The sequence below is a fragment of the Zhihengliuella salsuginis genome (assembly GCF_014651715.1).
In the GTDB taxonomy this organism is placed as follows: domain Bacteria; phylum Actinomycetota; class Actinomycetes; order Actinomycetales; family Micrococcaceae; genus Zhihengliuella; species Zhihengliuella salsuginis.
Genome location: NZ_BMXK01000002.1, coordinates 1 through 21,717, shown reverse-complemented (window position 1 = coordinate 21,717; position 21,717 = coordinate 1). Strand labels below are relative to the sequence as shown.

At 68.2% G+C, this 21,717-nt stretch carries 16 protein-coding genes; 4 read left to right on the top strand and 12 right to left on the bottom strand.

Translation table 11 applies throughout. From position 1 onward, the window contains the following. The 4 genes from IE069_RS02200 to IE069_RS02185 all read right to left on the bottom strand — a co-directional run bounded on the left by IE069_RS02200 (nucleotide 1) and on the right by IE069_RS02185 (nucleotide 7,495). A complete protein-coding gene (locus tag IE069_RS02200) occupies nucleotides 1-4,833 on the bottom strand; it encodes an NAD-glutamate dehydrogenase (RefSeq protein WP_189348491.1) in 4,833 nt (1,610 codons plus the stop codon). A gap of 70 nt (nucleotides 4,834-4,903) precedes the next feature. After that, nucleotides 4,904-6,088, bottom strand: coding sequence for a CpaE/TadZ family protein (locus IE069_RS02195; RefSeq protein ID WP_189348490.1), 1,185 nt, complete (start codon nucleotides 6,086-6,088; stop codon nucleotides 4,904-4,906). 74 nt (nucleotides 6,089-6,162) lie between these two features. After that, nucleotides 6,163-6,819: a CpaB family protein gene (locus tag IE069_RS02190; RefSeq protein ID WP_189348489.1), complete on the bottom strand. Its 657-nt coding sequence runs from the start codon at nucleotides 6,817-6,819 to the stop codon at nucleotides 6,163-6,165. A gap of 133 nt (nucleotides 6,820-6,952) precedes the next feature. Next, nucleotides 6,953-7,495 carry a hypothetical protein gene (locus IE069_RS02185; RefSeq protein WP_189348488.1) on the bottom strand — a complete coding sequence of 181 codons (543 nt, stop codon included), beginning with the start codon at nucleotides 7,493-7,495 and terminating at the stop codon, nucleotides 6,953-6,955. Nucleotides 7,496-7,796: 301 nt separating this feature from the next. Between IE069_RS02185 and IE069_RS02180 the strand changes: the two genes are divergently transcribed. Both IE069_RS02180 and IE069_RS02175 read left to right on the top strand, forming a co-directional pair. After that, nucleotides 7,797-8,675 carry a LysM peptidoglycan-binding domain-containing protein gene (locus IE069_RS02180; protein ID WP_189348487.1) on the top strand — a complete coding sequence of 293 codons (879 nt, stop codon included), beginning with the start codon at nucleotides 7,797-7,799 and terminating at the stop codon, nucleotides 8,673-8,675. A gap of 42 nt (nucleotides 8,676-8,717) precedes the next feature. After that, the gene (locus IE069_RS02175) at nucleotides 8,718-9,422 is read left to right on the top strand and encodes an Rv3235 family protein (protein WP_189348486.1); all 705 of its coding nucleotides are present in this window, start codon (nucleotides 8,718-8,720) and stop codon (nucleotides 9,420-9,422) included. A 45-nt stretch (nucleotides 9,423-9,467) separates the two neighbouring features. Here IE069_RS02175 and secA read toward each other — a convergent pair whose 3' ends face one another. From secA to mtrA, 6 genes are all read right to left on the bottom strand, one after another. Next, nucleotides 9,468-12,188, bottom strand: coding sequence for a preprotein translocase subunit SecA (gene secA, locus IE069_RS02170; RefSeq protein ID WP_189348485.1), 2,721 nt, complete (start codon nucleotides 12,186-12,188; stop codon nucleotides 9,468-9,470). A 196-nt stretch (nucleotides 12,189-12,384) separates the two neighbouring features. Continuing rightward, nucleotides 12,385-13,068 (bottom strand): ribosome hibernation-promoting factor, HPF/YfiA family, encoded by a 684-nt coding sequence (hpf, locus tag IE069_RS02165; RefSeq protein WP_189348484.1) that lies wholly within the window; start codon nucleotides 13,066-13,068, stop codon nucleotides 12,385-12,387. A gap of 114 nt (nucleotides 13,069-13,182) precedes the next feature. Continuing rightward, complete coding sequence (locus IE069_RS15555) at nucleotides 13,183-14,238, bottom strand: ComF family protein (protein WP_229790898.1); 1,056 nt, start codon at nucleotides 14,236-14,238, stop codon at nucleotides 13,183-13,185. Nucleotides 14,239-14,357: 119 nt separating this feature from the next. Then, on the bottom strand, nucleotides 14,358-16,079 hold the full coding sequence (locus tag IE069_RS02155; protein ID WP_189348483.1) for an LpqB family beta-propeller domain-containing protein: 1,722 nt from the start codon (nucleotides 16,077-16,079) through the stop codon (nucleotides 14,358-14,360). Further along, entirely contained in the window at nucleotides 16,076-17,659 is a 1,584-nt protein-coding gene (gene mtrB / locus IE069_RS02150) for an MtrAB system histidine kinase MtrB (protein ID WP_229790897.1), read from the bottom strand. Before mtrB ends, IE069_RS02155 begins: the two co-directional genes overlap by 4 nt. Nucleotides 17,660-17,709: 50 nt before the next feature. After that, nucleotides 17,710-18,387: an MtrAB system response regulator MtrA gene (gene mtrA, locus IE069_RS02145; protein ID WP_189348482.1), complete on the bottom strand. Its 678-nt coding sequence runs from the start codon at nucleotides 18,385-18,387 to the stop codon at nucleotides 17,710-17,712. A gap of 210 nt (nucleotides 18,388-18,597) precedes the next feature. Between mtrA and IE069_RS02140 the strand changes: the two genes are divergently transcribed. Further along, nucleotides 18,598-19,632 carry a DUF7847 domain-containing protein gene (locus IE069_RS02140; protein ID WP_189348481.1) on the top strand — a complete coding sequence of 345 codons (1,035 nt, stop codon included), beginning with the start codon at nucleotides 18,598-18,600 and terminating at the stop codon, nucleotides 19,630-19,632. Here IE069_RS02140 and IE069_RS02135 read toward each other — a convergent pair. Together IE069_RS02135 and IE069_RS02130 are read right to left on the bottom strand one after the other, a co-directional pair. Continuing rightward, nucleotides 19,629-20,696, bottom strand: a complete 1,068-nt coding sequence (locus tag IE069_RS02135) for a uroporphyrinogen decarboxylase/cobalamine-independent methonine synthase family protein (RefSeq protein WP_229790896.1) — start codon at nucleotides 20,694-20,696, stop codon at nucleotides 19,629-19,631. The two genes, IE069_RS02140 and IE069_RS02135, sit on opposite strands and share 4 nt — an antisense overlap. A 17-nt stretch (nucleotides 20,697-20,713) precedes the next feature. Next, nucleotides 20,714-21,118: a chorismate mutase gene (locus IE069_RS02130; protein ID WP_189348480.1), complete on the bottom strand. Its 405-nt coding sequence runs from the start codon at nucleotides 21,116-21,118 to the stop codon at nucleotides 20,714-20,716. A 162-nt stretch (nucleotides 21,119-21,280) separates the two neighbouring features. Between IE069_RS02130 and IE069_RS02125 the strand changes: the two genes are divergently transcribed. Further along, nucleotides 21,281-21,655 (top strand): hypothetical protein, encoded by a 375-nt coding sequence (locus IE069_RS02125; protein ID WP_189348479.1) that lies wholly within the window; start codon nucleotides 21,281-21,283, stop codon nucleotides 21,653-21,655. Nucleotides 21,656-21,717: the final 62 nt, after the last annotated feature.

Sequence of the window (21,717 nt, the reverse complement as noted above, 5' to 3'; positions counted from 1 at the left end):
CTACCTCCGCACGATTGAACGCAGCAGTCGCAGAGCGACCGACAGGGATGCCATGTCGTCGCGCTCTTGGCTGTTCACCTCGTCGAAGACGTGCTTGACCCTCTCGAGGCTCTGCTGCTGCTCGGCTTCCCACGCGTCCAGCTTCTCCTCCGGCGTCCCTTCCGGCGTGATGGTCATCGCGGATCGTGCGATGTCCAGGGCCGTCGTGTAGACGTCGTCGCGGAGGCCGGCACGCGCCAGCGACTGCCAGCGGTCCTCGCGCGGCAGGTTCGTAATGCGTTCCAGCAGGGTGTCGATATCGAATCGCTCGTAGACCGTGTAGTACACGGCTGCGAGCTCGTCGGCGTCGAAGTCGTCGTCGTTCACCGCCTGGGCGATGTCGAGCAGCGGGAACGTCTCGAACTGCTCCGACCAGCGTTTGGCCAAACCGGCGCCGATGTCCCAGCCCCGGGCGGCGTCGTACCGCTCCGCGACCCGCTCGGAGTCACCGGCCTGCAGCAGGGCCTGCATCCGGCCGCAGAGGCGTTGCACCGTCGGCCGGAACATGTCGATGGCGGCCTGGACGTCCGCGTCCCCGACATGCGCGATGAACCAGCGCGTGGTCCGGTCCAGCATGCGACGCGTATCCAGCTGGAACTCGCTCCACTGCTCTGTCGAGAACGACACCGGCAGGTTGTGGACGTCGGAGAAGATGCGGTCGAACTCGTAGATCTCCTGCAGGGCGACGAACGCCTGCGCCACGCTCAGCTCCGAGGCGCCGGTTTCCTCGATCACCCGGAACGCGTAGGTGATGCCGCCAGTGTTCACGATGTCGTTCGCGACGCACATCGCCACGATCTCCTGCCGCAGCGGATGCGCCAGGATGTCATCGCGGAAACGCTCGCGCAGCTGGGACGGGAAGTACTCGACCAGGGTCTCGTTGAAGTACGGATCGTCTGCGAGGCGGGCATCGGTCAGCGCCGACGTCAGTTGGAGCTTGGCGTAGGCCGCCAATACGGAGAGCTCCGGGGACGTCAGTCCCTGCCCGTTGGCGCGGCGTTTCTTCAGATCGGCAGCACTCGGCAGGAATTCCAGCTCGCGATCGAGCCCTGCGTACTGCTCCAGCCAATCCATCAGACGTTCGAAGCTCGCGCTCCACGCACTCATCTTCTGCCGGTCGTTCACTAGCAGCACGTTCTGGTCGAAGTTGGTCTTGAGAACCAGGCTCGCAACCTCACTCGTCATCGACTCGAGGAACGAGGCGCGATCGTCCACTCCGAGCTTCCCGCCGGCGACCAGACGATCCACGAGGATCTTGATGTTGACCTCGTGGTCGGAGCAGTCGACGCCGGCCGAATTGTCGATCGCATCGGTGTTGAGCAGCACGCCGTTGAGTGCGGCCTCGACACGACCGAGCTGGGTCAACCCGAGGTTGCCTCCTTCACCGATCACACGCGCCCGGACCTCGCGGCCGTCCACGCGGATCTGGTCGTTCGCGCGGTCGCCGACATCGGTGTGCGATTCGCTGCTGGATTTGATGTACGTCCCGATGCCGCCGTTGTAGAACAGGTCGACGGGTGCCCGCAGGATGGCCCGGAGCAGCTCCGGCGGCGTCAGCTTGGTGACGTGCCCCTCGATGCCCAGTGCCTCTCGCACCTGTGGCGTGATGGGGATGGTCTTCGAGTGACGCGGGTAGATGCCGCCGCCCTCGCTGATCAGATCCTTGTCGTAGTCTGCCCAGCTCGACCGCGGCAGCTCGAACAGTCGCTCGCGCTCCTCGAACGACGTGGCCGCGACCGGTGCGGGATCGAGGAAGATGTGGCGGTGGTCGAACGCGGCGACCAGACGGATGTGCCGCGACAGCAGCATGCCGTTGCCGAAGACGTCGCCGCTCATGTCGCCGACACCGGCCACGGTGAAGTCCTCTGCCTGCGTGTCGTGGTCGAGCTCCTTGAAGTGACTCTTGACCGACTCCCAGGCGCCGCGGGCGGTAATGCCCATGGCCTTGTGGTCGTAGCCGACGGATCCGCCGGAGGCGAAGGCGTCACCGAGCCAGTGCCCCATATCGAGGGAGATCTCGTTCGCGACGTCGGAGAACGTCGCGGTCCCCTTGTCCGCTGCGACGACGAGGTAGGTGTCGTCTCCGTCGAGGCGGACGACATCCTCCGGCGGGATGACCGTCTGGGTCCCGTCGGGGGCGATGTCCAAGTTGTCGGTCACGGAGAGCAGCGAACGGATGAAGATGCGGTAGGCGGACTTCCCCGCTTCGAACCAGGCACCGCGGTCGACGGCCGGGTCAGGGAGCTGCTTCGCGAAGAATCCGCCCTTGGCACCGTCCGGCACGATCACTGCGTTCTTGGTGACCTGTGCTTTGACGAGGCCGAGGACCTCGGTCCGGAAGTCCTCCCGGCGGTCCGACCAGCGCAGGCCACCGCGCGCGACGGCCCCGAACCGCAGGTGGACGCCCTCGACGAGCGGCGAGTAGACCCAGATCTCGTACTTCGGGCGCGGGTAGGGGGCGCCGTCGATGTCACCGGGGCTCAGCTTGAAGGTCAGCGCCTCGGCGTCCTGCGCATAGAAGTTCGTGCGCAGCGTGGCGGCGATGACGTTCTGGAACCGCCGCAGCAGGCGGTCCGCATCCAGCGTGGCCACTTGTTCGAGGCCGTTGGAGAGTTCCTCCCGGGCCTTGTCCACGGCGGCTTCGCGTTCTCCGTCGGCGAGATCGGGCCGGAACGTCGCTTCGAACACGTCGATCAGGGCCTTGGAAACGTCGGGATTCGCCAGCAGGGTGTCCCCCATGAACTCGTAGGAGTTCGAGTTGCCCAGCTGGCGCAGGTACTTGGCGTACGCCCGGAGGACGCTGACCTTCCGCCAGGTCATCCCCTGGGCGAGGATCAGCCGGTCGAAGACGTCGGTCTCCGCCCGACCGAGCGCGACGGCGCGGTAGGCCTCTCCCAGCAGGTCGTAGACCTCGAGGGCGTCGCCGCCGGTCGGGAAGCGGAGCCCGAAGACGTAGAGATAGAGCTCGGAATTATCGCCCCGGCGCACGGTGTACGGCGTCTCGTCGATGACTTCCAGGCCCTGGTTGGTGAGCACGGGCAGGATCCTGCTCAGCGACATCGTCGCATCCACGTAGATCTTCAGTCTGGCGGTCAGACCGTTCGACTCCTCCTCGGCGGTCGCCGGGGAGATCCTGACGACGGGGCCCTGGTGGCCGGGCGACTCGAGCAGCGTGAACTCGGCGATGTCCTTCAGGGCGTCTTCGACCTCGAAGGCGACGCGGTACGCCGCCGGGAATGCCTCGGCCCACTGGTGGATCAGTTCCCGCGCCGTGTCCGGGTGCCGTTCGCCCAACACCTGGGAGACGCCTTCCGGCCAGGACCGGACGGCGCGAACCAGCCGCTTCTCCAGTTGCATGCGGTCGACCCGGGGCACCTCGCCTCCCTTGGGGAGGCGGATACGGAAGAACACGCGGACGAGAGCGGACTCGCTCATGTGCACTTCGAAATCCAGGGATTCGGACTCGAAGGTGTCCTTCAGTTCGGATTCGATCCGGCGCCGGACATTGGTGGTGTAGCGGTCGCGCGGCACGAACACCAGTGCGGACATGAAACGCCCGTACGTGTCGGGACGCAGGAAGACGCGCGTCACGCGGCGCTCCTGGAGTTTCAGGATGCCCATGACCGTCTCGTAGAGGTCGTCGACCTCGATTTGGAAGAGCTCGTCCCTCGGGTACGCCTCGAGGTTCGCGATCAGGTCCTTGCCGGAGTGCGATTCTGCGGCGAAGCCGGCGCGGTGGCGGACGGCGTCCACTTTCTTCCGGACGACGGGGATGTCTCGCACCGAACGGATGTACGCGCTGGACGCGAACAGCCCGATGAAGCGGCGCTCGCCCGTCACATTCCCCTGCTCGTCGAAGGACTTCACACCGATGTAGTCGAGGTACACGCTGCGATCCACTCGCGAACGGCGGTTCGCCTTCGTGATGACGAGCGGCTTCTTCTCCCGGGCGTGGGCGCGGCCGAAGGAGTTCAGCTGCTGCACGACCGATTCCGGCGTGTTCCGCCGCATGAGGCCGAGGCTGCTGTCGATCTGGATCTCGAGGGCGTCCTCGCCCTCGGACTCGATGAGGTCGTATTCGCGGTACCCGAGGAAGGTGAAGTGCCCGTTGTCGAGCCAGCGGAGCAGTTCGGCCGCCTCCTCGAGTCCGTCGACGTCGAGCGTCGCGCGTTTCGCCTCGAGGTCGGAGACGATCTCCTGGACCTTGTTGCGCATCAGCTGCCAGTCGTCGACGGAGACGCGGACGTCCGCCAGCGCGGCCTCGAGCCCGGCGACGAGCTCGTCGCACTCCTCCTCGGTCTTCTCTGCCGCGAGCTGCACGGCGATCCAGGACTCGATCTTCGTGTCCGAGTCGGCGTTCTGCAGGAACTGGGCCATGCTCGGAAGCGTCGCCGTATCGCCACTGGAGATCGGCGCCACCGTGGAAATCGGATCAACGTTGGTCAGGCGGCCGGTCGCCTGGTCCCGCTGGACGATGAACGTCGGGTGCGTGACCAGCGAGATGGCGTGCTGCTGCCGGACGATCTCGGCAACGACCGAGTCGACCAGGAACGGCATGTCATCGGTGACGACGTAGACGACGGTCTTTCCGTCGTCGTTTCTGGCGAAGACAAGCGCTTGGTCGCTGTGGCGCTCGAATCCCAGTCGGAGATGGGTCTCAACGCGTTGATCGAGATCTACATCGTTGTAGCTCTCGGCGTCCTCCTGGGCTAGATGCCCGTAGTAGGACTCCGCGAATGAGGGAGCGAGTGTGTCAGCGATGAACCGATCGGCCATGCTGGACCCCGTCGACATAATTTAGGCCTCCATGTCAAGACATTTCCGCCGCGTCTTCGCGGCATGATATGTCCAGCCTATCCCCGGTTCACCCCCGTGGCATCCCACCGCCGCGCCGACGCGAGAAGAGGTTCCGACGCGGCGTGACATCGTGACCGGCCAGCCGGGCGATCGACACCCGCAAATCGGCCTCCGGGCTCGACTCCGCGAACGCATTACCCTTCAACAGGGCCAGGGCTGCAGCGTCCCCGTCCCACGGCAGGTAACCGCGGATCGGCGTGCTGGGACCGAACCGCTCCCACGTCTCGCGCAACTGCCGTTCCGGATTCGGTCCGAGGCCGGTCTTCGACATCTTGTTGAAGACGACCCGGGGCAGATGGTCCGGCAGCAGCTCCCCGAGCTGTTCGAGTGCCTTGATCATCCGCGGCACCCCCACGGCGTCGGCCTGCCCCACCGCGATGACCTCGTCCGCGTTCTCCAGGACGGCGAGAGTCGCAGCGTTGCGTTGCGGGGCGGCGGTGTCGAAAGAAAGCTCCTCGTCCTGTTCGAGCAGCGCGGCAACGTCGACGACGACGACGTCGACGATCGTTCGCAGATACGCGAGGACTCGTTCCAGCGACGACTTGCGCAGTTCGGGCCAGCGCTGCGGCCTCGGCAGTCCCGTGGCAACCCGGATGCGCGCCCCCGCCACGGGCAGCACCGGGCATGCGCGTTCGAAACTGGACCGGTCCAGCACCCCTTGGTCGGAGAGACGGCACAGCTGCGCGATGCCGGCCGACTCCTCCATCAGGCCGAGATGCACAGAGATGCTGGCGCCGTACGTGTCGGCGTCGACGAGCGCGACGGCGGATCCGGCGAGCGCGGACTCCACCGCGTAGTTGACGGCCAGGGTCGTCCGGCCGGGCGCCCCGGTCGGCCCCCACACGGCGATGACCTGGCCGCGCGCCGCCTCGGGTGCCGGCTGCTCCGTGTCGGCCGGCCGGCGGTTGAGCGCGCCGGAGGGAGCGGGCGTGGTGGACATGGTCAGTTCGAACAGGTCCGCCAGTGCCTGCGGCGACGCCGTCGCCGATTCGCACGTCACGCCGAGCTCCTGCAGCCGGGCCTGTTCACCCGGATCGTCGACGAGGGCGACGACGACGGCGCCCCTCTCGCGCAAGGCGTCCACCACGTGTGCGTCGATGTCGGGAGACGCCCCCGCGAGCAGCACGGCGTCGGCCAGGCCCGACTCCACGAGAGCGATCGTCTCGAGGATGTCCTCGCACTGACGTGCCACCGTGACTGGCCCACGGATTCCCTCGATGCCATCGCTGATACCGAGCGTGTCCGCCCATACGACCAGTGAGACGTTCACTCTTCGCCTCCGACAGCGCTGTAGACGACCGTGATCTTCGCATCGTTCGCCAGGGCCCCGAGCAGTGCCGGAAGTTCGTCGTCGGTCACGAGAAGTTCGAGGTTCGTGCCGCTCGTACCGCCGAACCCTGATTGGATGTCCGCGACGGAGGCGACCTCGACCTGCTGCAGCACCCGGGCCGGCTCGCCGAACTCGTTGCCGACACCTGACGGTGCGGCCGACCAGACGTCGACGTGCCCGCCGACACTGATGGCCTCCGAGAGGGCGCCGTCGACCGGAACGGAGACCGGCTTGCGCCCCTGCTGGTCGGTGCCGACGACGGCTCGGGCCGGGATCAGCTCCCCGGCCTTGACGAACGCCGAAGCGCGCACGCCGTCCTCGAGGGGTGCACCGGCGGAGACGTACATGTCCTCCATCCCGTCGACCCGCACCTCGACCACGGACAGGTCCTCGGTGCTGATCTGCTCGCCGACAGTCAGGTCGTCCTTCGCCGCATAGACGTCGACGGTCCGGTCCAAGGCGGTCACAAGCCCGACGACGCCCGCGATCGAGGCGACGACCAGAAGGAGTCCGATGATGAGCCGGGGGTCCCTCCAGCCGGGTCGTTGAAGTCGCTTCGTCTCGGTCGGAACCGATGTGCCTTCTGCGCTCACGCGTCTTCCTTCTCTCGCTTCAGCCCCCAGCGTCCAAACCACTGGTCGCCGATGTGTCGTGTTAACCCTAAGCATGAGATGTATCAGGGCCGGACCTTTATGTCATTTTTGTGGATAACCCCATCGGGGCGTCCTAGGAGCGCCGCTGGATGACGGCTACGGCCGTGAGGGGCAGGACCTGACGGGCAGTGATGGCCCCCCGCTCGGGGAGCTCCCCCGACGCGTGCACGGCGATCTGCAGGAAGTCCGTCCCGACATAGTCGATGGTCCCTGCCGCCGCCACCTCCCCGTCCGTGGCGAAGACCGTCACGGCGGCCCTGTCGCGTGCGATCGCCCGCAGGGCCAGCCTGAGGCTGATGCGTCCCCTCTCTGCGGAGCCGACGCGCTGACCCCGGCCTTCGATCGACCGGATGGCCCCCGTCAGGACAACGTATTCGAGGGGGCCCGACTGGAGGGCCACCCAACCGGAACCCGAGGTGCGCAGGACACCGGAGAACCGCTGCCCGCCGAGGGTGACGAGGTCGACCGGCTGCCCCACCCAGGCGACGAGGCGGCCGGCCATCGGGACCTGCGACCGCTCGTAGCCGACCATCTCCTGGATCTCGGCGGTCCGGCCGCGGGCGGCCTCCCCGTTGAGCTGCGCCTCAAGGTCTGCAAAAAGAGTTTCCCACCGCATATCTCCACCTTAGATGCCTGATCAGCCCGAGGACGAGGCGGCCGGTCCCGGGGCCGGCCGCCGACATTCATCCCTGCACTCTGGACAGAATTGCTCGAACCTGCAAACATAAACATTGGAAAAACACCAAACAGCACCAAACGGCAAGGTAAGCGGCAAATCCGGCGGTTCAGGTGCACGAGCTACGGGAGTACTCATGAGGGGACGAGGAATGACCGCTCGGCGTTACCGGGCGGCAGCGCCCCTGGATCCGGGCGCGGAGAACCATGCCGGTCGACGACGAGCAGTAGCAGCTGCCGATGTGACGTGGACCGTCTGCGTCTTCGGGCTCGGTGCACTGATCACCCTGGCCGGCGCCGTCATCTGGAGGAATCAGACGGGCTCCGGTCTCGACGTCGGTTCGATTGCCGCGTGGGGCGTGCCCCGTTCGCTCGGAGACCTCGAACACCTGATGGCACTGGCGTTCTGCGCCCTCGGCATCCTGACGCTTCTGTGGTGGACGCTGTCGCTCCTGGCCGCACTCGCCGGCGCTCTCCTCCTCCGCTTCCACCGGCCGCGGGCCGCCCAGCTGATGGCACGGTGGTCGCCGGCGTACATGCGCCGGCTGGCCGTGGCCGTGCTGGGGGTACAGCTCATCGCCGCCCCGGGGGCCTTCGCCGCCGATCTGCCTGCTTCACCCGTGGACGAGCAGCAGACGACTCAGGTCGCGCCGTCGCCGGCCTGGTCGGCCGCTGACGAGCAGAGCGCCGGCCCGACGACTCCTTCGCCGGCAGCCCGCACCCACGCGGAGGCACCGTCGCCGGCGTGGCAGCCGGGCGGCGCGGCCCCGCAGTTGGACCGCGTCCTCGACGCGGCACCGCTCGCGCCTGAGGCCACACCGGTTTCGGCGGGAAGCACGGAGACCGCCCCCTCACCGGCCTGGAACCCCGGTCGGACGGCGCCGGAGATCGATCGCGTGCTCGGTGCCACACGTAGCGCCGGCGACGAGGTCGTCGTCGCCCCCGGCGACACCCTGTGGAGTCTCGCAGCCGACTCCCTGGGACCGGACGCCACGACAGCGGAGATCGCCGCGGAATGGCCTCGGTGGCACGCCGCGAACCGCGACGTCATCGGCCCCGACCCCGACCGGCTGACCATCAGCATGGTCCTGGAGCGCCCGGCAAGCGCGCCCGTTTCCTGACCACTCGCGCCGTCCCACTCGACACACTTCAGAGGAGAACCCATGACCGCCCTGGCCGACAACGAAGAGCCGCTGCAGCCCGACGGAGAATCCGACCTCTCCGGCCCCACCCTGCCCGACCTGCTCGCCACATCGAACTCGCAGAAACCGCTGCGCGTCATCCACCTGTCCGAACTCCACCACCAGTCGGCCAGTCAGTCCCAACCGGTACGCCGGTTCAGCGACCTTCTCGAGGGGCGCGAGGAACCATCGGCCACGATCATGCCGTTCCCGACCCGCCGGGCGCAGGCGCGAGTGGACGCCCCTGACCAGCAGTCAGAGGCGGCATCCCGGCCGGTCCCCTCGGACCAGTGGCAGGCACCCCCGGAGTCGCTGGCGGCCGAACGACTGAAGCGCCGCCTCGCCGCCGAGCACCAGCAGATCTCGAAGATCGCCAGGGTCGTCAGCCAGTGCGCCTTCGAAGTCCTCAGCGGGAACCGTTCGCTGACGCAGATGAACCGCTGGCTCGACCTGCCCACCATGGAGCGTCTCCGCGAACGGGTCTCGCTGACGCTGGCCGGGCCGCAGACTGCGTCGACCCGCGTGAAGCGGACGACGACGGTCCGCCGCTCCCGCCTCTGCCGGATCTCGGACGATGTCTACGAAGCGACCGTCACCGTGCAGTGCCACGACCGGATCCGCGCCGCCGCGCTCCGCCTGGAGCGTCGACGCGGCCAATGGCGGGTCAACGCACTAGAACTCGGCTAGGAACCTTCCGGTTCCCGCCGAGTTCTAGTACGGACCAGGACGGCCCTACTTGCGCTTCTTGTCCTTCGAGCGACGCTCAGCGCGGTTGACCGGCTTCTCCGCAGCCTGGCGCTCCACCTTCGTCGCCGCCTGGCCCGTCTCGCTCGGGGCCGTGTACTGCAGGCTCGCCGGCTTCGCCGGCGCATCGAGACCCGGCGTTGCGAAGGCCGGTTTCTCCGTGGCCGACCGCGCGTCCGTGACTCCCGGCAGGTTCACGCTGGACTGCTGCTTCGTCTCCACCTTGATGTTGAAGAGCATCCCGATGCTCTCCTCGCGGATGGACTCCATCATCGTCTGGAACAGCACGAATCCCTCGCGCTGGTACTCGACCAGCGGATCACGCTGCGCCATCGCCCGCAGGCCGATGCCCTCCTTGAGGTAATCCATCTCGTAGAGGTGCTCCTGCCACTTCCGGCCGATGACACTCAGAACGACACGGCGCTCCAACTCGCGCATGTTCTCCGACCCGACGGATTCCTCACGCGCCTCGTACTGGACGCGCGCATCCGAGAGCAGCTCCTCATGCAGCAGGTCCGAGGTCACATTGCCTCGTCCGCCGGCTTCGTCCGCCACGTCCTCGAGCGTGACGGAGACCGGGTACAGCTGCTTGAGGTTCACCCACAGCTGCTCGAGATTCCAGTCGTCTGGGTTCCGCTCGCTGGTCGCCTCCTGGACCATCGCCGTGATGACATCCTCCAGGAAGTGCTGGACCTTCTCGTGGAGGTCGTCGCCTTCGAGAATGCGGCGGCGGTCGCCGTAGATGGCTTCGCGCTGGCGGTTCAGCACGTCGTCGTATTTCAGGACGTTCTTGCGCTGTTCGGCGTTCGTCGACTCCACCTGCGCCTGCGCGGTCTCGATGGCCTTGGAGACGATCCGGGATTCCAGCGCCATGTCGTCCGGCAGGCTGGGATTGCTCATGATCCGCTGCGCTGCGGCCGCGTTGAACCTGCGCATCAGATCGTCCGTCATCGACAGGTAGAAGCGTGACTCGCCCGGGTCGCCCTGACGTCCGGAGCGACCGCGCAGCTGGTTGTCGATGCGCCGCGATTCGTGGCGCTCGGTACCCAGCACGTAGAGACCGCCGAACTCGCGCACCTGCGCGGCCTCGTTCTCGACCTTCACCTTGGCCTCGCCGAAGACGCCGTCCCAGACCTTCTCGTACTCTTCGGCGTTCTCCTCCGGGTCGAGCCCGCGGCGGTTCATCTCGGTGACGGCCAGGAATTCGGCGTTTCCGCCCAGCATGATGTCCGTGCCGCGGCCGGCCATGTTGGTGGCCACCGTCACGGCGGACTTGCGCCCCGCCTGGGCGATGATGGCCGCTTCCCGCGCGTGCTGCTTGGCGTTCAGGACCTCGTGGCGCACGCCGGCCTTGGCCAGCTTGCGCGAGAGGTATTCGCTCTTCTCAACGCTGGTCGTACCCACGAGGACGGGCTGACCGGCCGCGTGCCGCTCGACGAGGTCCTCGACCACGGCGTCGAATTTCGCGATCTCGTTCTTGTAGATGAGATCCGACTGGTCCTTGCGCTGCATCGGACGGTTGGTCGGGATTTCGACGACTCCGAGCTTGTAGGTCCCCATGAACTCCGCGGCTTCCGTCGTGGCCGTACCGGTCATGCCGGAGAGCGTCGAATAGAGGCGGAAGTAGTTCTGCAGGGTGACCGTCGCCATCGTCTGGTTCTCGGCCTTGATCTGCACGCCTTCCTTGGCCTCGATGGCCTGGTGCATGCCTTCGTTGTAGCGGCGTCCCGCGAGGGTGCGGCCGGTGTGCTCGTCCACGATGAGGATCTCGCCGTTCATCACGACGTAGTCCTTGTCCTTGGTGAACAGCTCGCGCGCCTTGATCGCGTTGTTCAGGAAGCCGATGAGCGGCGTATTGGCCGTCTCGTAGAGGTTGTCGATGCCGAGATAGTCCTCGACCTTCTCGATGCCCGGTTCCAGGACGCCGACCGTCCGCTTCTTGATGTCGATCTCGTAGTCGGTCTCGGGCTCGAGGCGGCGGACGATCCGGGCGAACTCGTTGAACCACCGGTTCACGTCGCCCTGGGCCTGGCCCGAGATGATGAGCGGGGTCCGGGCCTCGTCGATGAGAATCGAGTCGACCTCATCGACGACCGCGAAGTGGTGCCCGCGCTGGACCAGCTCTTCCTTCGACCACGCCATGTTGTCGCGCAGGAAGTCGAACCCGAATTCGTTGTTGGTGCCGTAGGTGACGTCGGCGTTGTACTGCTCGCGGCGGGTGGCCGGATCCTGCTTCGAGAGGATGCACCCGCTGGTCAGGCCAAGGAAGCGGAAGACGCGGCCCATGAGGTCCGACTGGTACTCGGCCAAGAAGTCGTTCGTCGTGATGATGTGGACGCCCTCGCCCGTCAGCGCGTTCAAGTAGGCGGGTGCCGTGGCCACGAGCGTCTTGCCTTCACCGGTCTTCATCTCGGCGATGTTTCCGAGGTGCAGGGCCGCGCCGCCCATCAGCTGGACATCGAAGTGGCGCATGCCCAGGGTCCGGCTCGCCGCTTCGCGGACGGTCGCGAAGGCCTCCGGCAGCAGAGAATCGAGGCTCTCCCCGTCCTGGTACCGGGCCTTGAACTTGTCCGTCTCGGCGCGAAGTTCCTCGTCGCTGAGCGATCGAAACTCTTCCTCGAGTGCATTGATTGCACTGACATACCGGCGAAGACGCTTCAACATCTTCTTGTCGCCGGTGCGCAGGACGCGTTCTAGCAGTGACGCCACGTGGTAGCTCCATATTCTTCGGCACAGGAAATCTGGCTAGCTCAGTCTACGTGAGACGCGATCGACAGCGGCCATATGCGCCCTTTCGGAGGGGCGAACCCGCGGTTTTGCGCCTGTTAGCTGAATCTCGCACAGAACGCCGCCGGGCGGGGCGCCCTTGCAAGACGCCCCGCCCGGCGGCGGATGCTGGATTCAATCAGACGACAGCGGCTGCCGCTTCCTGTTCGCGGTAGTGCCGCGTTTCGATGGTTTCCTCGTCCTGGCACTCCTCGTCCAAGGTGATGATGCCGTACGACCACCCCTTGCGCCGGTAGACCACCGACGTGCGGTCCGTCTCGTCATCGACGAAGAGGTAGAACGGGTGGCCGACCAGCTCCATCCGGTCGACGGCGTCGTCCACGTTCATCCGGGTGGCGGGGAAGACCTTCCGCCGGATCTCGACCGGATTCTCGTCGGGCGCCTGTCCGTTCTGCTCGGCAACCTCGTTGGCGGCCGTGACGTGCAGGGGGACGTCGGTCTGGACGGGTTCGAGGCCACCCGTGGCTTCGAAAACGGCGGTCGGAGTGTGCCGGCCGTGGTGCACCTTCTTCTTGTCGCGCGCTCGACGCAGACGCTCAAGCAACTTCGCAAAGGCCTGGTCGAAGGCCGCGAACTTCTCGCCGGCCTTGGACTCTGCTCGGATCGCGGGGCCCCGGGTGACAACCGAGAGCTCAACCGTCAGCTGGGTCTCCGGGCGCTTCGAATGGGGCTCCTTCGTCACCTTGATGTCAAGCCTCTGGACCTTCGAGGCCAGCTGCTCCACCTTGCCGACCTTCTCCGTGACGTACTCGCGGAATCGGTCGGAAACGCTGATGTTGCGTCCGGTGAACGTCATCTCCATGGTGTCCTCCTGCTTTCTTCGGGTGACACAACAGCGGCTGAAGAGATTCCTCCTCCCAGCCGCTGAAGATGGGTGCTTATCCTCTTCTCTGAGGTGCCCATACTTCACCGTAATTCACCCGGGCCGATAATCAACCCTTTGGCCGGAGATTTCTAGTTCTCTCTCAGCAGACACGCCCCGAGGGTCGTGCGCAGCAGCGATCGCGACGGCCCCGACAACCCGTGCACCGGCGGCCGCCAGGGCCCGGTGGGCCTCCCCCAGCGTCGCCCCCGTGGTCAGCACGTCGTCCACGAGAAGGCAGACGCGCCCGGAGAGCTCGGCGCGCCCGATACCGCTTCTGACGCCCATCGTGCCCCGGACGGCCGTCCTGGCACGCCGGCCTCTGCGCTTCTGCGGGCTGCCTCGGCCCGCCGCCGCCGGCGTCGTGCGCGCCCGGTCCCGGCCGCCGCCGGCCGGGTCGACGCTACGCGCCCACCGGCGGCGCAACGCCGCGACCACGGCGCCCGCGCCACGATCCGCCCCCTGCGCGAAGACCCTGGGCAGCCCCTCCGGCAGCATGTCCGGCCAGGGATCACCCACATACAGGACATCGGCGAGAACATGGCCCTCCGGGAGCAGACCCCTGCGATCGATCCAGCGCACCAGTTCGAGAACAGGCGCGAAGCCGCGTTCGATCGTGGACGACCGCCGTCCCGGGACGGGGACCAGGAGAATCTCCGGTGCCGCGTCCGCGGCTCCGGCACCCCACCACGCGGCGGCCTCAGCGGCCGCGGGGGCGACCGCGTGCAGGGACCCCGCCAGGGCGGGGCCGAGCACGCTGCGCAGCTGCAGCCGCTCCCGGTCCTTGTAGGCGAGGACGGCCGCGCTCACCTCCTGCGCGTAGTGACCGGCGGCGACCACGGGCAGGGGCGTGTCGAAGTCGTCGACCGGCAGCGATTCCGCGGCGTCCTCCACTCGGATCGGCCGCACCGTCCGTTGACGGAAGCGGGCGTGGCAGCGGGGGCAGAGGACGAAGTCCGGCACCCCGCAGGCCACGCAGTCCGTGGGTGCAACGAGGCTCGCGAATTCCGCGAGCGCCGCCCGGACGGCCGACCCCCTGGCGCCCAGCACGGCGTTGTCCACGGCCCGGCCGCCCCGGTGCCGGGCGCGCCGGTCTGCCGTATCGCCCATCGTCCCTCCTCCGCCGTCCGCTGGGACGACGGTGGCATCAACGTGGCGGCCGGCGCCGGCGTCGTGGTCCTGCTGTGGACGGTTCTCGCCGCGAGTGCAGCTGTGGACGCCGAGTCGGGTCAGCCCGGGTAGGAGAGGCCCGAGGCCGTGCCGTCCTGCTTCTTCCAGACCGACGAGACCCGCGACCACACGCCCTCCGGCGTCTCGGCGTAGATGATGATCTGGTTCCCGGGACCGCTGGAGATGTTGGTCATGCCGAGCAGCGGGGTGAAGAGCTCGGATCCGCCGCCGAGGTCGAGCCGTTCGGCGTGCACGGTCTCCTCCGCATTGGGCTCGAGGACGATCACCGAGCTCGACGAGTCCCACACGACCTGGCTCGCCGGGACGCTGGCCTGCAGCTCGACGGGGTCGGTGAAGCCGCGCGGCACCCCCATCGAGTCGCGGACGAGCCCGACGATGAAGACATCCGACTCGCCGCCCTCGTTCGTCACGACGGCGGCGCGCGTGCCGTCGAGCGAGACCTTGAAGGAGGTCACCGTCCGGTTCTCGAGCCAGTCCGCGGCGATGCTCCTGCTCTGCTTGTCGTGCACTGTCCCGTCGACGGGCGTCCGTACAACCGTGACCTCGCTGGTCGCCGAGTCCACGGTCCAGTGCCAGCCGTGGACGTCGATGCTCGGGCGGACCAGGCGCTCGCCCGCGACCGCAGGCTCCGCCTCGCCGTCGACGACCATGACCATCTGCGTCCGGTCGCTGTTCAGGAACGAGTACTGGTTCCCGAAGTCCTGGCCGGCGGGCGACATCGCCGGATCGCGCGGCCCGTAGCCGCTGATGTCCTGCATGTCGCCGATCGCGAGCACCCCGTCCCCCTGATAGAAGACCAGCTGGTCGTCGGCCACCGCGATCTGCGTGTCGCCCACGCTGGGCGAGGTGCTCACCGTGCGGAATTCACTGGACTCCACGCCGAGGGCGACCGGGGTCTGGTTCAGGGTCATGGCGACGCTCGTGATGTCGCTGACGCCGCGCAGCGTCAGCTCGAGCTGCTGGTCCATGCGCTGCCTCCGGAGGTCCGGGGCGTCCTCGAAGACCTGCTCGGTCAGGTCCACCGTGGCCCGCTCTGACGCGACCGGGACCGAGTTGCGGGCCAGGGCGCTCCCCTGCGGGAAGGCGCTCACGACGGCGTTCTCCAGATACGGCGAGGGCCCCTCGAGCAGAGCGGTCACCAGCGTGGCGGCCAGCGACTGCCGGGTGGCGTACCAGCGGTAGTCCGGCACCGCATACGCGTACGTCGGATCGTAGTAGTACAACGGGTAGGAGGCGAAGACCGCGTCGAAGCTGCTCTCCTCGAGCATCGTCCCGTCAGGGATGTCGGCGATGCGCCACTGGCCGTCGATGTCCTCCACCTCCACCTCGACGGTCTCGATCGTCGGCTGCTCGAATCGCGTCATCCGCCCGTGCTCGTCCACCTTCGCGACGACGGCGAATTCGAGGCTGTAGTTCCCCGACCCGATGTTGGAGGCGATGTTCGGGCTGCCCTCGTAGACGAAGGTGCTCGACGTCGCCTGCCAGCTGCGGGAGAGCTGGGGGGCCAGGAATTCGCGCGCGGTGTTGTAGTCGTCCGCGGGCGACAGGCCTGCCGTGACGAACCCCGTGATGATGTTCTCCGGTTCGGCATCCTCTGCGGGGCCGGAGGGATCGAACGCGTAGTCGATCGTGTCGGGCCGGGTGTTGTCCGGAGCACTGGTGCCGACCGGGCCGCTCGTCGGAATGGCCGCGCATCCGGCCATGGCGAGCACCGCGCAGACGAGGACCGCCAACAACCTGATGGTGTTCCCCTGGCTCATGACGTCTCCTCTCCGGCGAGCAGCTGCCCCGGTTCGACCGGGGGAAGCGCGAGCGGCGGCGTCGACATGCTGCCGCCGACCCGCTTGGGCAATGTCACGCGGAAGCAGGCGCCTTGGCCGACGTCGCCCCACACGTCCAGGCGGCCGCCGTGGAGCCGTGTGTCCTCAGTGGCGATCGAGAGGCCCAGCCCACTGCCGCCCGTCGTCCGCGCCCGCGCCGGATCCGCCCGCCAGAAACGGTCGAAGACCCGGCGCGCCTGCTCCATCGTCATGCCGATGCCGTGGTCCCGCACAGCGACCGAGACCGCGCTGTCGTTGTCGGCGACGTAGACGTCGATCGGCTTGCCCTCGGAATGCTCGACGGCGTTCATGACGAGGTTCCGGACCACTCGTTCGATGCGGCGCGGATCCATCTCCACGATACAGGGGCCGTCGTTGTGCATGCGCAGCTGCGACCCCACCCGGTCGCTGTGCGGGCGCGCCGTGTCCAGCACGCGATTGACGACGGGCACCATGTCGAAATCATCAGCGTCGAGGGCGGCGGCACCGGCGTCGAACCGGGAGATCTCGAGCAGGTCGTTGAGCAGGGACTGGAAGCGCCCCACCTCGTTGTAGAGGAGCTCCGCGGAACGCTGGTTGACCGGATCGAACGAGTCCCGCGCGTCGTGCAGGACTTCGGCCGCCATCGCCACCGTCGTCAGCGGCGTGCGCAGCTCGTGGGACACATCGGAGACGAAGCGCTGCTGCATCTGGGACAGCGCGGCGAGCTGGACGATCTGGTCCTGCAGGTTCCCTGCCATGTGGTTGAAGGAGCTCCCCAGCCGGGCGAGCTCGTCCTCGCCGCTCACCTCCATCCGCTGCTCGAGGTGGCCCGAAGCCAGTCGTTCGGAGGCGGCGGCGGCCGTCGAGACCGGCCGGACGACGAGCCGGGTGGTGTACCAGGCGATGACGCCGATGACGGCCAGCAGCAGCGCGCCGGCCAGGCCGACGGTGCGGTGGAAGAAGTCGAGCGTCTCCTGCACGCTGGAGAGGTCGTAGATCAGGTACAGGCCGTAGTCGCGGCCCGGCGGCAGCGAGACGCGCGTGCCGAAGGCCAGGCCCGGCACCTCGACGTTGTCCTTCACGTAGGACATCGACTCCCAGTAGACGCCCGGCTCCGCGCGGACGACCTGGTCGAGCTCGACCGGGACGACGCTGGTCGTCAGGCCCGTGCTGGCCAGGGCCGGGACGTAGGGGTTGTCATCCGCAGGCAGAGGGGCCAGGACGAACGAGCGCTGGACGTTCACGCCGTCGCCCTCCACGCTCTGGAGCGTGTCCTCGACGTCCGTCTTGACCTGATCGGGGTCGGTGGCCTCCAGCGAGTCGAACGTCGCCTTGACGTTGTTCAGGCCGCTGACGGCCTCGGTCTCCACCTGGCGGAAGCGCTCGTCGAACAGGCCCGTAGCGATCTGCTGGGACAGGAACAGTCCGGTCGCGCCCAGGGCGAGCGCCGAGAGTGTCACGGTGACGGCGACGACGCGCAGCTGGAGGAAGCGGCGCCAGAACATGCCGGCCAGGCGCCACACGATGCGCGGGCGCACGAGGAGCCGTCGGGCCCAGGCCGTGACACGGCCGGGTGCACGTGTTGTGGTCAGTTGGTCCCCGCCTTGTAGCCGACGCCGCGCACGGTCATGACGACCTCCGGCTTCTCAGGGTCGATCTCGACCTTGGACCGCAAACGCTGGACGTGCACGTTGACGAGCCGCGTATCGGCGGCATGGCGGTAGCCCCACACCTGCTCGAGCAGCAGCTCGCGGCTGAAGACCTGCCACGGCTTGCGGGCGAGGGCCACGAGCAGCTCGAACTCCAGGGGCGTCAGCGAAATCGGCTCCCCGCCCCGCGTCACCGTGTGACCGGCCACGTCGATCGACAAGTCTGCGATGTGCAGCGTCTCCGGGGCGTGCTTCTCGCCGGGTCGCAGGCGCGCCTTCACGCGCGCGATGAGCTCGGCCGGCTTGAACGGCTTCGGCACGTAGTCGTCGGCACCCGATTCGAGGCCGCGGACGACGTCGGCGGTATCCGATTTGGCCGTCAGCATCACGATCGGGACGTCGTCCTCCGCGCGGATCTGCCGGCACACCTCGATGCCGTCGACGCCGGGGAGCATCAAGTCCAGCAGCACCAGGTCCGGCTTCGCGTCGCGAAACGCGTCCAGTGCCTTGGCGCCGTCATTGCAGAAGAACGGCTCGAAATCATCATTACGGAGGACGATGCCGATCATCTCCGCCAGCGCGTCGTCATCGTCAACCACCAGGATCCGGGCCTTCATGACTTCCCTTCGTCGCATCGTCAACACGGCGTGGGCCGTATACACCTGCCTTTCAGCCTAGCGGGTCACCGCCCCACCCACATCCACCGGCACGCCATCGGCGTTTGTCCACAAAGCAGGATCCGGTTGCTCAACCCGATATAGGGTGATGGTCGGGGGAACCGGATTCCCCTGGACAGCCAGCGCCGGGATCGATCAGGAGACGCCCCCATGACCCACCATCCGTACGTGCCGCCGCCCCAAGCCCCGCGGCCGGGGGCGCTGCCCCTGCGCTTCCTCGGCCTCGGCGACTACTTCGAGGGCCTCTTCCGCGTCATAGGCCGCGGCCCGATGGCGACGCTGCTGCTTCCAATCGTGACGCAGACGGTCGGCACCGTGGCGGTCCTGTTGGGCATGGGCGTGGTTTTCTCGGACGTCCTGTTCTTCATGTCGTCCGGTCTCGATTCCACACCACCCCCGGTGCCGACCCCCGGGCAGCTGTTCGGCGGTCTCGCGGTGTTCCTCATCGGTTTGGCCGTCGCGTTCCTCGGGCAGGTTGCCGCCTCCGGCTTCAGCACGATCACGACGGTTCGCGCCGCCACGAACCAGCGCACATCGCTCGCGGACGCGTGGTCGCTCTTCCGACCGCGCACCGGACGGTTCCTCGGCCTCTACCTCTTGATCCTCTACCCGATCGGCATCGCCTTCTTCCTGGCCGGAACCGCCATCGTCACAGGCTGGTTCATGCTGCTCTTCCGGGCCCTCGAGAACGGCATCGCCGGCGGCGGCCTGTGGGTCCTTCCGCTGGTCGGCTTCGCGCTGCTCGCGGTCGGTATCTGGCTCGGCATCAAACTCTCCGCAGCGCCCTCGGCCCTCGCGGCCGAGGACATCTCGGCCACCGAGGCGATCCGCCGGTCGTGGCGGCTCACCCGCGCCCAGTGGTGGCGGGTCCTGGGCATCCAGTTGCTCTTCGGCCTCCTCATCAGCGCGATCACCGCAGCTCTCACCACGCCGATCGAAGTGGTCACGGGTTTCTCGGACTTCTGGACGGGCGAAGCAGCCTTCACCGCCCTCGTCTTCACCGGGCTCGTCGTCTCGTCCGTGATCACCGCAGGCGGGTCGGCACTGCAGCTCGTCGTCACGGCAACCATCTACACCGACCTGCGATTCAGGAAGGACCAGCTCCACGAGGCGATCCGGGCCGACCTCGCCGCGGGCCGCGTGCAGCCGCTGCCGCGCGCCGAGCGCCCCGACGGGACCGCTTAGGCGTCGACGACGACCTGGCTCAGCGCGTCAGCCGTCTGGTGCAGGCGGCGCAGAACCGCCCGCGCGTCCTGCGGCGCGACGCCGTCGAACCCCGCGGAGGGCATCAGGGTCACGGCCGAGAGCTGGGCGTCCGTCAGCCCCAGCCGGCGCCACGGCCGCCGCACCTCCTCGACACACCGGGTCACGCCCGGCAGGTCGTCGGCCGGCGTCGCCGGGTCGAGCAGGCCGAGCCACAGGCCGGTCCCGTCCTCGACGAGGCCGGCCGCGGTCTCCCACGCGCCGACGTCGAGCTGATGCGGCGAGACCGCGAGACCGTCGACGTCGACCGCCGCGAGCGCCTCGGCGAGCGGGCCGAACGTGCGCGCCTGCGCGTCGGTCCCGAGCACGACGGCGGCCGCGCCGGCTCCGCGGGCCGCCTCAGTCACGGCGCGCAGCGACTGGATCATCTCCTGCCGCGGCACCGAGCGCAGCGTCCGGTACCCGCTGGCCGTGGGGACGGCCCCCTCCAGGATCTCGGTCAGCCCCGGCTCGTCGAGGTGGACGGTGACGCGCGCCGGCCCGGCCCGGCGCACGGCGGCGAGGTGCTCCCCGAGCCCCGCGGCCAGGGAATCGGCCAGGTCGCGGCGCGCACCGTGATCGCGCAGGGCGCGCTCGCCCGAGGGCAGATACAGGTCCGCAGCGAGCGACAGGGGTCCGCGGACCCGGATCTTCAGCTCGTCCCCCGGTTCCTCCTCGGCGCCGACGACGTCGCCGAGAACGTTGAGGTCGGTCTGCAGCAGGCTCGCCGCCCGGCGCGCCTCGTGGCCCGGCCGCTGGGTCAGGCGCCAGCCGTACGGCAGCACCTCGGCCGTGAGGTCGGCCAGGATCGCGACGGCGCGGCCGACCGCATCGGCCCCGACCCCGCGGTCCGGCAGCTCGACGAGATGCGGCAGGTGGGGGCGCCCCAGTTCGCCGCGGACGATCCGGGTGGACTCGACGAGGTCGAGGCCGGCCATCGGGCCGTGGCCGGTGACGCGGACGGCGGCGGGAGTGTCGGAATCCGCGTGGCTCAGCTCTTCAGACATGGATCCCAGCGTATCGGCTAGGAGTCGCCGGATGCATGCGACCGGGAGATGGCCTGATGATGGCGGATGACCTCGGAGATGATGAAGTTCAGGAACTTCTCGGCGAAGGCCGGGTCGAGCTGCGCGTCCTCGGCGAGGCGCCGCAGGCGGTTGATCTGCGCCGCCTCGCGGCCCGGGTCCCCCGCGGGGAGCTTGTGCACGGCCTTGAGGTGCCCGACCCGCTGGGTGGCCTTGAAGCGCTCCGCGAGCAGGTACACCAGCGTCGCATCGATGTTGTCGATGCTGCCGCGCACGGCCAGCAGCTCGTCCATCACCGACTGGTCGACCTCGCCCGTGAGCGAGCTCGCCTGCGGGTCGTAGTCGCCGCTGTGGGGGCCGTCGGGTTGGGCGTCCTGTGTCGACGCCGACTGCGTATCGCTCATGGCCCCAAGTCTAGTGGCCGGGACGTGCGCGAAGCCCGCCGGGACGGCGACTGTTGCGCCGCGGGAAGCAGGCCCCGCCGCCCCGTGCCGCTGCCCCACGCCGCCGGCCGGGGCCCGGCGCGGAGCAGCGGCCGGGCCGTTTTGGGTCTATGCTGGCAAGCTATGCTGACCCGCCGAGACGCCGCCATCGCCCTGGACATCCCCCTCGAAATGGCCAAACGCCACGGAATCCCCTCGAGGCTCTCCGAGTCCGACCTGCAGGCGCTGATCGCCGACCCGCCCGCCTGGCTGGCGCAGTCGAAGGCGAACCGCACCGGGAAGCGCCCGGTCTGGCTCCACCTGACGTGCACCGTCTGCGGCTTCACGGAAACGGTCCGGCCCAAGAAGTGGTGGCCGGACTTCGACTTCCTCTACTGCGCCTCCCACCCGGCCCGCGAGCTGCCTCCGACCGGGCCGGGCCTCGTGCGCTGCGAGTACGAAGAGGTCGGGACCCGGCTGACCGGCGTCGTCGACGAGTCGGGCGACGCCCCGGCCTAGGAGACTGCTGAACTATTGGGTATCGGGGCGTCCGTTTCGCGCGTTGTGGCGTGCGAGGCGGA